This is a genomic window from Ruegeria sp. CDSA221 (genome assembly GCF_059611825.1).
Map to the genome: position 1 here is coordinate 183,198 of NZ_JBXWPK010000001.1, position 13,333 is coordinate 196,530.

General features: G+C 56.6%; 10 protein-coding genes. 2 read left to right on the forward strand and 8 right to left on the reverse strand.

Annotated elements, in window-relative coordinates; all coding sequences use genetic code 11:
- Nucleotides 1-131: 131 nt before the first annotated feature.
- Together gmd and fcl are read left to right on the forward strand one after the other, a co-directional pair.
- Entirely contained in the window at nucleotides 132-1,256 is a 1,125-nt protein-coding gene (gmd, locus tag AC2FJ5_RS00895; protein WP_142639846.1) for a GDP-mannose 4,6-dehydratase, read from the forward strand.
- 10 nt (nucleotides 1,257-1,266) lie between these two features.
- On the forward strand, nucleotides 1,267-2,244 hold the full coding sequence (fcl, locus tag AC2FJ5_RS00900) for a GDP-L-fucose synthase (RefSeq protein ID WP_496792063.1): 978 nt from the start codon (nucleotides 1,267-1,269) through the stop codon (nucleotides 2,242-2,244).
- Nucleotides 2,245-2,276: 32 nt separating this feature from the next.
- Here the strand turns inward: fcl and AC2FJ5_RS00905 are convergent, their stop codons facing one another.
- The 8 genes from AC2FJ5_RS00905 to AC2FJ5_RS00940 all read right to left on the reverse strand — a co-directional run bounded on the left by AC2FJ5_RS00905 (nucleotide 2,277) and on the right by AC2FJ5_RS00940 (nucleotide 13,270).
- A complete protein-coding gene (locus tag AC2FJ5_RS00905; protein WP_281972868.1) occupies nucleotides 2,277-3,353 on the reverse strand; it encodes a DUF2793 domain-containing protein in 1,077 nt (358 codons plus the stop codon).
- Nucleotides 3,354-3,560: 207 nt separating this feature from the next.
- Nucleotides 3,561-4,997, reverse strand: coding sequence for a mannose-1-phosphate guanylyltransferase/mannose-6-phosphate isomerase (locus tag AC2FJ5_RS00910; RefSeq protein WP_281972869.1), 1,437 nt, complete (start codon nucleotides 4,995-4,997; stop codon nucleotides 3,561-3,563).
- A gap of 66 nt (nucleotides 4,998-5,063) precedes the next feature.
- The gene (gene galU, locus AC2FJ5_RS00915) at nucleotides 5,064-5,957 is read right to left on the reverse strand and encodes a UTP--glucose-1-phosphate uridylyltransferase GalU (protein ID WP_142639838.1); all 894 of its coding nucleotides are present in this window, start codon (nucleotides 5,955-5,957) and stop codon (nucleotides 5,064-5,066) included.
- Nucleotides 5,958-6,268: 311 nt separating this feature from the next.
- Nucleotides 6,269-8,074, reverse strand: a complete 1,806-nt coding sequence (locus AC2FJ5_RS00920) for an ABC transporter ATP-binding protein (RefSeq protein WP_496786244.1) — start codon at nucleotides 8,072-8,074, stop codon at nucleotides 6,269-6,271.
- Nucleotide 8,075: 1 nt separating this feature from the next.
- Nucleotides 8,076-9,005, reverse strand: coding sequence for an ABC transporter permease subunit (locus AC2FJ5_RS00925; RefSeq protein ID WP_142639834.1), 930 nt, complete (start codon nucleotides 9,003-9,005; stop codon nucleotides 8,076-8,078).
- 10 nt (nucleotides 9,006-9,015) lie between these two features.
- Nucleotides 9,016-9,939, reverse strand: coding sequence for an oligopeptide ABC transporter permease OppB (gene oppB, locus AC2FJ5_RS00930; RefSeq protein ID WP_142639832.1), 924 nt, complete (start codon nucleotides 9,937-9,939; stop codon nucleotides 9,016-9,018).
- Nucleotides 9,940-10,004: 65 nt separating this feature from the next.
- Nucleotides 10,005-11,633, reverse strand: coding sequence for a peptide ABC transporter substrate-binding protein (locus tag AC2FJ5_RS00935; RefSeq protein WP_496676879.1), 1,629 nt, complete (start codon nucleotides 11,631-11,633; stop codon nucleotides 10,005-10,007).
- 401 nt (nucleotides 11,634-12,034) lie between these two features.
- A complete protein-coding gene (locus AC2FJ5_RS00940) occupies nucleotides 12,035-13,270 on the reverse strand; it encodes a lytic murein transglycosylase (protein WP_496792064.1) in 1,236 nt (411 codons plus the stop codon).
- Nucleotides 13,271-13,333: the final 63 nt, after the last annotated feature.

Sequence of the window (13,333 nt, forward strand, 5' to 3'; positions counted from 1 at the left end):
CTTTGGCGCGCACACATTCGAAGAAAGTTCCGCCGGTTTCAATGCCTGTCAGCGTGCTTGGGTTGCATTCCGGGGATTCTTGCTGTTTTTGGGTCGGCAATCATACACATTTGTTTTCGTAGGGCGGAACTATGACAAAAACGGCATTAATCACCGGGATTACCGGACAAGACGGATCGTATCTAGCCGAGTTTTTGTTGGAAAAAGGTTATGAAGTTCACGGTATTAAGCGCCGCGCGTCCTCATTCAACACGCAACGCATCGACCACATCTATCAGGATCCACACGTTCCCAATCCCAAACTGCACCTGCACTATGGAGATCTGAGCGATACGTCTAACCTGACGCGAATCATTCGCGAAGTGCAGCCGGACGAGGTCTATAACCTTGGCGCACAGTCCCATGTGGCCGTCAGTTTTGAATCCCCGGAATACACTGCGGATGTGGATGCCATTGGTACTTTGCGTTTGCTGGAAGCGATACGTTTTCTCGGGCTCGAGAAAAAGACACGCTTCTATCAGGCCTCGACCTCGGAACTCTACGGTCTGGTGCAAGAGACCCCGCAACGCGAAACCACCCCGTTCCACCCACGGTCACCTTATGCGGTTGCCAAACTTTATTCGTACTGGATCACGGTCAATTACCGTGAGGCCTATGGCATGTATGCCTGTAACGGGATCCTGTTTAACCACGAAAGCCCGCGCCGGGGCGAAACTTTTGTTACCCGCAAGATCACACGCGGTTTGGCAAATATTGCGCAAGGGCTGGAAAGCTGCCTGTACATGGGCAATATCGACAGTCTGCGGGATTGGGGCCACGCGAAGGACTATGTGCGGATGCAATGGCTGATGCTGCAGCAGGACAATCCTGAGGATTTCGTGATTGCGACCGGGGTTCAGTATTCGGTACGTCAGTTCATTGAATGGTCGGCAGCCGAGCTTGGCGTTTCACTGGAATTCACCGGGTCAGGCGTTGACGAAACCGCGACTGTCGTCTCGATCGAGGGGGACAAAGCCCCGGGATTGAAACCCGGTGACGTCGTGATGCGGATAGACCCGCAATATTTTCGCCCGGCCGAGGTCGAGACCCTTCTGGGCGATCCCTCAAACGCCAAGAACAAACTGGGTTGGGTACCAGAACTGACCGTGCAGGAAATGTGCGCTGAGATGGTGACCGAAGACCTGAAGACGGCCAAACGTCACGCGCTTTTGAAAGAGCACGGGTTTGAGCTGCCAATGAGCCTGGAAAACGGCTGAGGAGGCCCTCATGCGTAAGATCTATGTTGCCGGGCATCGTGGTATGGTTGGCGGCGCAATCCTGCGCCGTTTGCAAAACCGCAAGGACGAAGGCGAAGCGCTGGAGTTGATCACGCGCAGGCATTCCGAACTGGATCTGACCAATCAATCCGCCGTGCGTGATTTTATGCAGACCGAGCGTCCGGATATGGTGATCCTAGCCGCGGCCAAGGTTGGTGGGATTCACGCAAATAACACCTACCCCGCAGATTTCATTTACGAAAACCTGATGATTGAATGCAACGTGATCCATCAGGCTTTTGCAGCGGGGGTAAAGCATTTGCTGCAACTGGGCAGCTCGTGCATTTACCCACGGGCTGTGCCTCAGCCCATGCGTGAAGACGCTTTGCTGACCGGCGTGCTGGAACCCACCAACGAACCCTATGCCGTTGCAAAGATCGCCGGGATCAAGCTGTGTGAAAGCTATAATCGCCAACATGGCGTCGATTACCGGTCGGTTATGCCAACCAATCTTTACGGACCCGGAGACAATTTTCACCCCGAAAACAGCCATGTCCTGCCGGCCCTGATCCGCAGATTCCACGAGGCACAGCGCGACGGGCTGGAAGAAGTGGTGATTTGGGGCACAGGAAAACCGCGGCGCGAGTTTTTGCATGTCGATGATATGGCCGAGGCGTCCTTGTTTGTGCTCGACTTACCGCGCGATATCTACGACGCGAATACCCAGCCGATGCTGAGCCATATCAATGTGGGATGCGGCGAAGATATCTCAATCGCTGAGCTGGCGGCCCTGGTGGCCGGAACAACCGGATTCACGGGTAAGATCACTCAGGATGTCAGCAAGCCTGACGGGACACTGCGCAAGTTGATGGATGTGTCCCGACTGGCAGATATGGGGTGGCGCGCACGCGTTGGACTCGAAGATGGTATCCGCGAGACCTATGCGTGGTTTCTGGAGCAGGCAGACACCGATTTGCGCGCCAAATGACCGCCTGGGCATAGCTCCGGACGGTCTAAAGCTCAGAACCAGCGACCGGTTGCGATTACCGTTGGGGACAGGCTGCTTGTGTCCGAGGATGCCGATAGAACCTTAAAGGGCACTTGTGTTTCAGTGGCCGCGCCCAAACCTATAAACCGGCTTGTCGCGCCGCCACTGCCACCGACCGAGGGTGAGGTTCCGGACGCAAAGGCTGCGGGAAAGCTCCAGGCGGTCTCGGCGCTGGAATACAGCGATCCTTCGGCGTTCACGCAATCGGTGGCCGTCAGAACGCCCGTGCAGATTTGTGTACCATCCGCAAACCGGACGTATTCGCCATTGGCGGTTGATCCGCGTTCGACGACCGCGCCGGTTGGCACCCCGGCGGTTTCTGACACAGAGCCCAGCAGGTTTCCGGGGCAGTAGCCATAGTCGGCCCGCATCAGGCGACCTGCGGTGATGTCTTCGGCATCGTTTTGAATGGCAGAGCCTGAGGCTGTTCCGGTGGCTGGGTCAAAGCTCAGCGCCTCGGTCCAGGATCCGCCATCAGCCGAGACTTTGATGGAAAAACCGGTGTTGCCGGACAATCCCATCTCCGCATGACCGACCCAGTTTGACTGGAACAAAAGCGAGGCGGTATTCCCGGCCGCTGCCTTGTTGATCTTCAACTGGTGCCCCGCCCCGTCATGGCTGAGCAACGTCGCAGGCGACCGGACCGATAGCCGATTGGTGCCGTCATACCCGGTTGCGATGCCCAACCCGTCCAGGTTCTGGGTCGCGACCTGAGGTTCGGACCAGTCTGCGCCGTCCCAGATCTTCAACCGGTTGGCCTGTTCATCCCAGGTCCGCCAGCCGATTCCCGGGGTCACAAAATGCCAGGCGTCATCCAACCAGGCCGCAAGGGCGCCCGGCTGCGCGGCCCAATCCCCGGTAGGGTTGGCGCCAAGCGCGTGAATCTCGCCCTGTTCCGGCACCGCAGGCGGGACCGAGGCGTTTGTCGACGCTACGCTCAGCTGGACAATCAGGTCCAGAGCACGCAGCGCCTCGTTATGGGTGACGTGTTTCTGGGCCTGCGAAGGTTGCAGGAAAGGTAAATCCAATCTGGGTGAGTTTTGTGACACGGGCGGCGTCCTCCTGTAGCTGTCGGTCCGACTATTGCATTGCGCGCTACATTGCCGTGCCCAGGATGAATCCGGTCTGATCTGACCGAACGTTCGAATAATCATTTGCTAACGTTTGGAGGATTCCATGGGGCGTAGCCAAAGGTCTGGATTCAACGAAAAAGGACAGCCGAAGCTGCCCTTAAGTTTACCAATCGCCGCTAAAGGTTAGCTGCGGGCGTACACATCCTCGTACCGGATGATGTCGTCCTCACCCAGATAAGACCCGGTCTGGACCTCGATCAGAACCATCGGCACCTTGCCCGGATTCTCCATCCGATGAACGGCGCCGAGCGGGATGTAGACAGACTGGTTTTCAGAGATCAGGCGCACATCTTCGTCGATCGTTACTTTTGCCGTGCCCTGAACAACGATCCAGTGTTCAGACCGGTGGTGATGGGATTGCAGGCTTAGTGAGGCGCCGGGGTGAACGTGTATGCGTTTGACCTGGAACCGATCCCCGATGACCAGGCTTTCGAACCAGCCCCAAGGGCGATGATCGACCGGCAGCGATTCCGCTTGTTTGGCGCCTTTGGCCTTCAGGGCCGCAACCGCCTGTTTGACGTCCTGAGCCTTGTCCATGCTGGCCACCAAAACCGCATCAGGCATGGCGACCGCAATCATGTTTTCCAGACCCATCGCAACAACTTCTTGCGTGGGGGTTTCTGAACGCACCAATACGTTCCGGCAGTCAATGGTGGTAACCTGGCCCGTGGTGGCAACGCCATCGGCGTCTGGATTGCTCAGCTCTTGAACTGCCGACCAGCTGCCGACATCCGACCAGCCAGAGGCGTAAGGAACAACGCTCAGATTGCGGGCTTTCTCCATGACCGCGTAGTCGATCGAGATATCCTCGACCGTGCCCCAGGCTCGGGGATCGAGGCGCAGAAACCCGAGGTCGGCCTTTGCCTCACGGACGGCCTTGCCGACCGGGTCCAGCAGTGCGGACGCATGTTCTTTGAATGCAGCGATTATGTCTTTGACCGCGAAAAGAAATATCCCCGAATTCCAAAGATAGCTGCCATCGGCGATCATGGCTTGGGCATTCCGCAGATCAGGCTTTTCGACAAAACGGTCCAACGCAATGGCGGTGTTGCCCGTATCTGGGGCATGGCTGAGCTTGAGATATCCATAGCCGGTTTCCGGCCGGTCCGGAGTGATCCCGAAAGTGACGAGATCCCCACGATCCGAAATCGCGCGCGCGCCTTCGGTAACTGCCTGATGAAAAGCAGCTTTGTCCGGGATGACATGGTCCGATGGGGCGACAAGCATGATCGCATCCGGGTTGCTGGCGGCCAGATACAACGCGGCGGCCAGAACCGCTGGTGCTGTGTTGCGCCCTTCGGGTTCGATCAGAATGGGGCCCGGATCTATGCCAATCGCGCCCAGTTGTTCCGGAACCACAAAACGGAATGCATCATTGGTAAGGATCAGCGGCTTGGCATAAGGCGCGTCCTTGGGTCCCTGCATTCGTTCAGCACAATCCTGAAGCAGGCTTGAATCACCGATCAGAGGGACGAACTGCTTGGGGTAACTTTTGCGCGACAGGGGCCACAGTCGGGTGCCGGACCCTCCGCAGAGTATGATGGGATGGATGGTGGTCATTGCGGCTTGCCTCGAAGGTTCTTGGACTTTGTCACTTTAGAAACGACATGCTGAAGGTTGCGGGCGCTATTGAGCGGCCTTCCCGGCGGCGGCTATCTCGTTCAGATACTGGCTCAGGTCATCACGCAGATCACTACGGGCCAACGCAAAGGCAACAGTTGCCTGAAGGAACCCGGCTTTCGAGCCGCAATCAAACCGCTGACCGTCGAATTTATAGCCAAACACAGGCACACCGTTACAGATGTCTTCTGCGATAGCATCGGTCAGCTGAATCTCACCGCCACTGCCCGTTTTCTTTTGGTTGAGATTGTACAGCACTGACGGCCCCAGAATATACCGACCGATAACGGCTAGGTTCGAGGGGGCTTCTTCCGGCTTGGGCTTTTCAACCATTCCTCTGGCGCGAACCACTGAGCCGACGTTTTCGCCTACATCGAGAACGCCATAGGAACTGGTTTTTTCGTTTGGCACTTCCATCGTTGCGACCATATTGCCGCCGGTTTCCTCATAGGCTTCGACCATCTGCTGCAGACAGGGTTTATCAGCAGCAATGACGTCATCAGGCAACATTACTGCAAATGGCTCGTCGCCGATCAGACGGCGGGCACACCAGACTGCGTGGCCCAGACCAAGCGCCTTGTGCTGGCGGATATAGGCGATGGCGCCGCTTTCCATATTCGTTGCATTCAGCGCTTCAAGCAGGTCATCCTTGCCCTTGGCCTTGAGCTCCTGTTCCAGAACGAGGTTGTGATCAAAGTAATCTTCCAGCGCAGATTTGCCACGCGAAGTTACAAAGATGAATTCGGTAATACCTGCGGCGCGGGCTTCGTCGATTGCGTATTGAACCAAAGGACGGTCAACCAGTGTCATGATCTCTTTGGGGACGGATTTTGTCGCTGGGAGAAAACGCGTGCCCAATCCCGCAACGGGGAAAATCGCCTTGGTGACCTTGCGTACCATGTTACCTCTCAAATTCAATTCTTGCCCGACCGCGTAGGGCAGGCCGGGGTTTCCTATTAGGCTGCGCAGTCAGAACAATCAATGACATCGCGGCCGCAGTCTAAAATCTGACAGGAAGGTGCCATCGGGGGTAGGGGAAGTCAAAACGAACCGCCGTTTGATGCCTTTGAAACCCGTCATTTACCGGTGTTTTGTTGTACAATCCGGCCCTTCGCCCATTCATTGGCAAGAATACGCCAAGAATCGTCATGAAGTCGTGCAAAGCCGAACCTGTCCCCGAGGCTGTTCATGCGGCCTCGGGGACAGGGGATTTAAGTGTTCGCCAGGATTGTCTCAAGCGGATCATGCTCGGCCACGAAATGGTTCGGTGCGACCTCGTTGAGCTGTGGAACATAATCGTTCTGACCGGCCGATAGCCGGCTGGGCAAAAACCTGAGCGCCGCTTTCGGGTCCATCGGCGAAGGCAGCTCTCCCGGCAATTTGAGGCGCTGGCGTTGCCGTTCCACATCCGGATCGGGGATCGGGACCGCCGAGATCAGCGATTTGGTATAGGGGTGCAGAGGCTGCGAACAGATCACCTCTCCATCTCCCAATTCGACGATGCGCCCCAGATACAGTACCATGATCCGGTTTGACACTGTCCGTACCACGGACAGGTCGTGGCTGATGAAAATCATCGACAGCCCGAATTCCTGCTGCAGCTCTTTCAAAAGCTCTACGATCTGGGCCTGGATCGACACGTCCAAAGCCGAGACCGCCTCGTCACAAATGATCAGCTTGGGCTTGTTGATCATCGCCCGCGCGATCCCGACCCGCTGGTTCTGCCCACCGGACAGTTCGTGCGGATAGCGGTTGATCATGTTGGCCTGCAGGCCGACCCGCTCCATCATTTCGCCGACCATTTTCTTGCGCTCACGCTCTGTCAGATCCGGGCGATAGGTTTTCAGCGGTTCAGCGATAGAGGCCGAGATAGTCATCCGCGGATCGAGGCTGGCCAGCGGATCCTGGAACACAATCTGCAGGTCCTTGCGGTACTTGTTCAGCTCGGCCCGCTTTAGCCCGACTATCGGATGGCCCAACCAGCTGACATTGCCACCGCTGGGTTCGATCAGCTGCAGAACCGCCCGCGCCAGTGTGGATTTGCCACAGCCGGATTCACCCACAACGCCCAGCGTCTCGCCCTTACGGATGTCAAAGCTGACACCGTCCACGGCCTTCAGCGGCACCTTGCGCCCGAACAGCCCGCCCGAGACATGGATCGGGAAATGCACTTTGACGTCATCGACCCGCAGCAGAGGTTCATCGGTTTCTGCCAGCGCTTTTGGCGCGTCACCGGCATCAATGCGCGGCATCGCTTCAAGCAGGGTGCGGGTGTATTCATGCTGCGGCGCGCGGAAGATCTCGCGTGTGTCCCCGGCCTCAACAAACTGACCCAGACGCATGACCTGAATGCGGTCACACATCCGTGCCACCACGCCCATGTCATGCGTGATCAGCGCAATGGCAGTGCCTTCGTCTTTTTGCAGGTGCACCATCAAGTCCAGAATGTCGGCCTGGACCGTCACATCCAGCGCCGTGGTCGGTTCATCGGCGATCAGCAGCTTTGGGCTGCACAACATCGACATGGCGATCATGACACGCTGGCGCATGCCCCCCGACAATTCGTGCGGGTATTGATCCAGACGACGGTTTGCCTCGGGGATGCGGACCCGATCCAACCACTCCAGACAGCGCGCCCGAGCGGCCGAACCCTGCAACCCTTCGTGAACCTGCAGAACCTCACGCATTTGCTGCCCGACGCGCAGGTGCGGGGTCAGGGCGGTCAGCGGATCCTGAAAGATCATGCCGACGTCATCGCCCCGGATCTGGTTCAGCTTGTTGATCGGCAGATTCAGGATTTCTTTGCCGTTCAGCGTGGCCGATCCGATTGCACGACCCGCTGAAGGCAACAGCCCCATTGCGGCCATGAAAGTCTGGCTTTTACCGGACCCGCTTTCGCCCACAATACCAAGGCATTCGCCCGGATTAATGTCAAAGCTGATGCCTTTGACGGCCTCGACCACACCATCGGGGGTGTCGAACTGGACGCTTAGGTCCTTAACAGAGAACAAGCTCATATCAGCGATCCTTTGGGTCCAGAGCGTCACGCAGCCCATCGCCGATGAAGAACATCGTGATGATAATGGCGACATAGAATGTCAGAGGGAACATCAGCTGCCAGAGGGTTCCGTACCCCATTGTGCCTGCCCCTTCAGCGATCAGACGGCCTAGCGAGGTATAGGGCTCCGAGATGCCAAGTCCGAGGAACGAGATAAAGCTTTCGGTCAGGATCATCTCGGGCACCAGAAGCGAAGCATAGACGATTACCACGCCCAGCAGGTTGGGCAGGATATGGCGATACATGATGGTGAATTCGCTGACACCGGCGGCACGCGCGGCCTCGATGAATTCGCGGTTTTTCAGGGCCAGAGTCTGCCCTCTGACGATCCGTGACATGGTCAACCAACCAACCGCGCCCAACGCGATGAACAGGGTAAAGAACGACCGACCGGCCACCACAAGCAACAGAATGATGATCAGAGTCGTCGGAATGGCCAGAAGGATATCGACGAACCGCATCATCGCGCCGTCAAGGCGCCCGCCAATATACCCGGCGGCGATGCCATAGCAGGTGCCAACAATCAACGCGGTGGCCGCCCCGACGAGCCCCACCAACAACGATGTTGTTGTGGCCTGAATGACCCGGCTGTAAAGGTCGCGCCCCAGATCGTCGACGCCAAAGAAGTGCCCGGTCTCGATCGACGGCATTCCCATGCCACGGATGTCACCCATAACGTTCCAATCGATTTCCTCATTGCTCCAAACGGCGAAATAGGGGCCGAAGATTGTGAACAGAACGATCATCAGCAATATGAATACGCTCGCCATTGCGGCTTTGTTGCGGACAAACCGCATCCGCGCATCCTGCCAAAGGGAACGCCCCTGAACGGCCGTGAAATCGGTGATGTCCTCGGCCAGATGGGCGGCTTTTTGTGATTTTCCTAGCATTTTGTGCCCCTCAGTACCGGATTTTCGGATCGAACCAGGCATATGCCAGGTCGGTCAGCAGGTTCACGATCACTGTCAGCGTGCCGTACAGGATCGTGACCCCCAGCAGCACCGCATAGTCACGCGACAGGGCCGAGCCGACATAAGCCTGCCCCAGACCACCGGTCGAGAAATAGATGTCGACGAAAACCGATCCGGTCAGAACATAGACAAAGACCGGCCCCAAATAGGACACCACCGGCAGCAGCGTGGGCTTCAACGCATGGCGCCAGATTACGGTCCTGGTAGGCAAACCCTTGGCCCGGGCCGTGCGGATAAAGTTCGAGTTCAGAACTTCCAGCATCGACGAACGGGTAATCCGCGCGATCGACCCCATATAGGACGTGGCCAATGCGATGACAGGCATGATCAGGTATTGCCACTGACCGCCGTTCCAGCCACCACCCGGCAACCATCCCAGCCACAAAGTGAAGGTCAGGATCAGGATCGGGCCCATGATGAAGTTCGGCAGAGCCTGCGCAGCGATACCCAGACCTACGGCAAAATAGTCGATCCAGCTGTTGTGTCGGATGGCTGCGGCGATCCCAAGGCCAATACCTACGACACTCGCCAGCAGGAATGACAATGACCCGTAAGTCAGCGAGATCGGGAAGCCTTGCGAAATGATATCATTGACGTCCCGGTCCTTGAACTTGAAGGACGGGCCGAAATCGAAATGCACGACAATGTTGTACAGATAGTCCCAAAGCTGTTTCCACAGCGGCTGGTCCAGACCATAGCGCGCCTCGATATTGGCCAGTACCTGCGGCGGCAATGGCCGTTCCGAGGTAAACGGCCCGCCGGGCGCGTAGTGCATCAGAAAGAAACAGGCAACGATCAGCAACAGGATCGTTGGAACGGCGATCAGCAATCGCCGGATGATATAGGCAAGCATTTCATGCCCCCATTATTGGCTTTGCCCCGGGGTGATCCTCGGGGCAAAGCGTGGTCTAAGGAAGGTTATTCGGCGATCTTGTAGAGGTTCTTGGAGTACCAGTTCTGCTCTACGTTCTTGACCGGCCAGTTGCCGACATCGCTGTCCATCATGTAGACGCCAGCATAGTGATAGATCGGGATAACCGGAGTCTCTTGTGCAATGATCCGCTCAACCTCGGTATACAGTGGTGCTGCGTCATCTGCTGTCTTGGCCTGGGTCAGCAAATCGTCAACCTTGGAGTTGTTGTACTTGCCGTCGTTATAGCCGGAATCCGACTGCAGCAGGTCCAGGAAGGTCGAGGCTTCGTTATAGTCGCCACACCAGGCGCCACGGGCCAGATCGAAGTTCTGGTTGCCGCGCTCTTCCAGGAACACTTTCCATTCCATGTTGGCCAACTCGACCTGTACGCCCAGTTTCTGTTTCCACATCTGGCTCAGTGCCACTGCGACTTTCTTATGGGCCTCTGATGTGTTGTAGACCATGTCAAAGCTCAGCGGGTTGTCGGGGCCAAATCCGGCCTCGGCCAGCAGCTCCTTGGCCAGCTCATCACGCTCGGCTTGCGTCATCGAAGCCATTTCGACTTCAGGGACGGTGAACCCAGCGGTTGCTTCGGGTGCGAACGTATATGCGGGTGGCTCACCACCGGCTTTAACGTTCTTGGTGATGATGTCGCGGTCAACTGCAAGAGACAGGGCTTGACGTACATTTGGGTTCTTGAATTCTTCCGGTCCGCTGTCAGACAGGTTGAATGTATAGTAATAGTTGCACAGGCGCGGGAAGCTGATGGCCTCTTCGGGGTGCTCTTTCTGTAGGCGCGGGAACTGACCAGCAGGTACTTCAGTGCGGTCCAGCTCGCCTGCAAGGTAACGGGTCAGGGCTACGTTTTCGTCGTTGATGACAAGGGCCACGACTTTTTCGACAATCGTATTGTCGTTGTCCCAATACATCTCGTTGCGCTCACGGACCGAGCGTTCCTGTGGCAGGTGTTCGGTCAGAACATAGGCGCCGTTCGAGACGATGTTTTCCGGCTTAGTCCAGGCGTCGCCGAACTCTTCGATCACCTTCTGCGGGGCAGGGAAGGTGGTAGAATGGGTGGTCATTTGCGCGAAATAAGGCAGTGCTGCGCTCAGCTTAACCTCAAGTGTGTGGTCGTCGATGGCGGTTACGCCCAGTTCGTCCACGGGCTTCTCACCAGCAATGATTTCGGCCGCATTTTCGATCGACATCAGCTCCATGAACCACGCATAGGGCGAGGACAGAGCGGGATCGACGGCACGTTTCCATGCAAAGACGAAATCGCCTGCCGTGACCGGATCACCATTGGACCATTTGGCGTTATCACGCAGTGTAAATGTGTAAACGTCCTTGGTATCGTTTGTGGTATAGCCGGTTGCGACGCCGGGCACCAAATTGCCGTCTTCGTCCTGGTTCATCAGACCTTCGAACAGGTCGCGGACAATTTCCGCACCGGTAACGTCTTCAACAACCTGCGGGTCAACCGAACTGTGCTCATCCAGAACGCGATAGGTGAAGGTTTGATCATCCGCCAGCGCCTCGCCGGTTTCGGGATGGGTGCCGGCGGCAAATGCAGCGCCGGTGATCATGGTCGAGGTCAGTAGCCCCGCCAGAGATGTCCGAATGTATTTGTTCATATCTTTCTACTCCCATTTGTGTGGTGGCAAGGTACGCACATCCGTTCAGGATGGTCGCTGACCACCATGATTGTCCGACTCAGATAGACCGGGACTTGTTCGAATTTTGCTTTTTCAGATCGCAATGAACACCGCGTCGCAGTCTTTCGGTTTGCTGTCGGAAACGTAGTTGCGAAAGTCGCCTTTCACTGATGCAGAACGTGGCACTATTTCAAAAAAGGTTAAAGCCTTTGCGTGCAAAATGGCCAAGTGCGGCCGAAATCTAAAAAATTCCAAGGGAGAATGGAAATATTATAATGATACGCGATGGTTTCTTGACATTTTTGTGAAGCTCTTGATTAAGCGGTTGAGCGTTGACGCAAGGTCCGCTTTTGCGGCTTTCCAAAAATTGGCGCGAATCGCTATTGGGTCAGTGCCCGGACCATATGGGTCTGAGGAAAGCATGTGGCGGACTGATTGGTGGCCTCTTGCCAGCGCCCGATAGAGCGGCGTGTTCGAAAGCCCGGCAGGCCGTCAGCGCCGCCGACGTCATGGCCCATCTGTTCCAATGCGCGCTGCATGGCTGCTATATCCGATCGGTAAAGACCGCCGACTTTGTCCCACCGGCCGCGGAAATCCTGGACGCCATATTCTATCCTATCCCCAACATGGCCGACGAACAGGGCGTAGAGATCGCTTTTGTTGTATTCTTTCAGGACATAAAAATTGGGGGTGACAATGAAGGCCGGGCCATTGCGCCCGGCGGGCATCATCAAAAACCCTTGCCCCTGCATTTCTTGTTTTGGAAACGGCTTGCCAGATACACGGGTGATCCCTAACCCGGCCCAGTCGCGAATAGGACGGCCCTGATCCGGCCCTTCAAGGGTGCAGGAAACCGAAGACGGGACAGTTACTTCGAACCCCCAATCACGACCCGAGACCCAGCCATGTTGGTCGAGGTAGTTTCCGATCGATGAAATTGTGTCCTCGGCCGAGGTCCAGATATCCGCGCGCCCGTCGCCATTTCCATCGGCCGCATAAGTCAGGTAGTTCGATGGCATGAACTGCGGTTGCCCAAGCGCACCGGCCCAACTGCTTTTCATTTGATCCGGCGGTATGTGGCCAGCATCGGCAATCTTGAGCGCGGCGATAAGCTCTGACGTGAAATATTCTGAGCGGGTGCTCATGAAACCTTTGGTGCCCAGAACCTGAAACGCATTATGCCGGATAGCCACCTGCCCATATCCGCTTTCGCGGCCCCAGATCGCCAGAATGACGCGCGCTGGTACACCGGTATCGGATTCTACCTGTTTCAGTGTCGTGTTATAGCGCCGGGCCATCTTGCGTCCGACAGAAGTGGCCCCCTGAACCGAACCAGCGTTGAAATAGCGCCCGGGTGATCCGAACTCGGCCTGCTTTTGTTCCTTGGGAACTGTTGTTGCCGTACCTGGAGGAACCAGGTCTGGCAGTTTCCAGTTCAGCGTGACGCCGTTGAAAGCCCTGTTCATCGTGCGTTTTGAAACACCCTCGGATTTCGCCCGCGCCCAGACCGTGTGTTTCAGCCATGACTGAAACTGAGCCTCGATCGCCGCACGATCCTGTGCTGTCGCACTTGTCGACAGGTAGCAAAGTCCAAGAGTAAGGATTAACCAACGCATTATCCTATGATCTCACCTGCGATCTGCTTTAAGTCAACCTACCAGAATGGCGTTTCTGCCGCT

Bases quoted from the DNA above. Each gene is read 5' to 3' on its own strand.
- AC2FJ5_RS00935 (WP_496676879.1), bottom strand. From the start codon at position 11,633: ATGAACAAATACATTCGGACATCTCTGGCGGGGCTACTGACCTCGACC.
- AC2FJ5_RS00920 (WP_496786244.1), bottom strand. From the start codon at position 8,074: ATGAGCTTGTTCTCTGTTAAGGACCTAAGCGTCCAGTTCGACACCCCC.
- AC2FJ5_RS00910 (WP_281972869.1), bottom strand. From the start codon at position 4,997: ATGACCACCATCCATCCCATCATACTCTGCGGAGGGTCCGGCACCCGA.
- oppB (WP_142639832.1), bottom strand. From the start codon at position 9,939: ATGCTTGCCTATATCATCCGGCGATTGCTGATCGCCGTTCCAACGATC.
- AC2FJ5_RS00925 (WP_142639834.1), bottom strand. From the start codon at position 9,005: ATGCTAGGAAAATCACAAAAAGCCGCCCATCTGGCCGAGGACATCACC.
- galU (WP_142639838.1), bottom strand. From the start codon at position 5,957: ATGGTACGCAAGGTCACCAAGGCGATTTTCCCCGTTGCGGGATTGGGC.
- AC2FJ5_RS00940 (WP_496792064.1), bottom strand. From the start codon at position 13,270: ATGCGTTGGTTAATCCTTACTCTTGGACTTTGCTACCTGTCGACAAGT.
- gmd (WP_142639846.1), top strand. From the start codon at position 132: ATGACAAAAACGGCATTAATCACCGGGATTACCGGACAAGACGGATCG.
- fcl (WP_496792063.1), top strand. From the start codon at position 1,267: ATGCGTAAGATCTATGTTGCCGGGCATCGTGGTATGGTTGGCGGCGCA.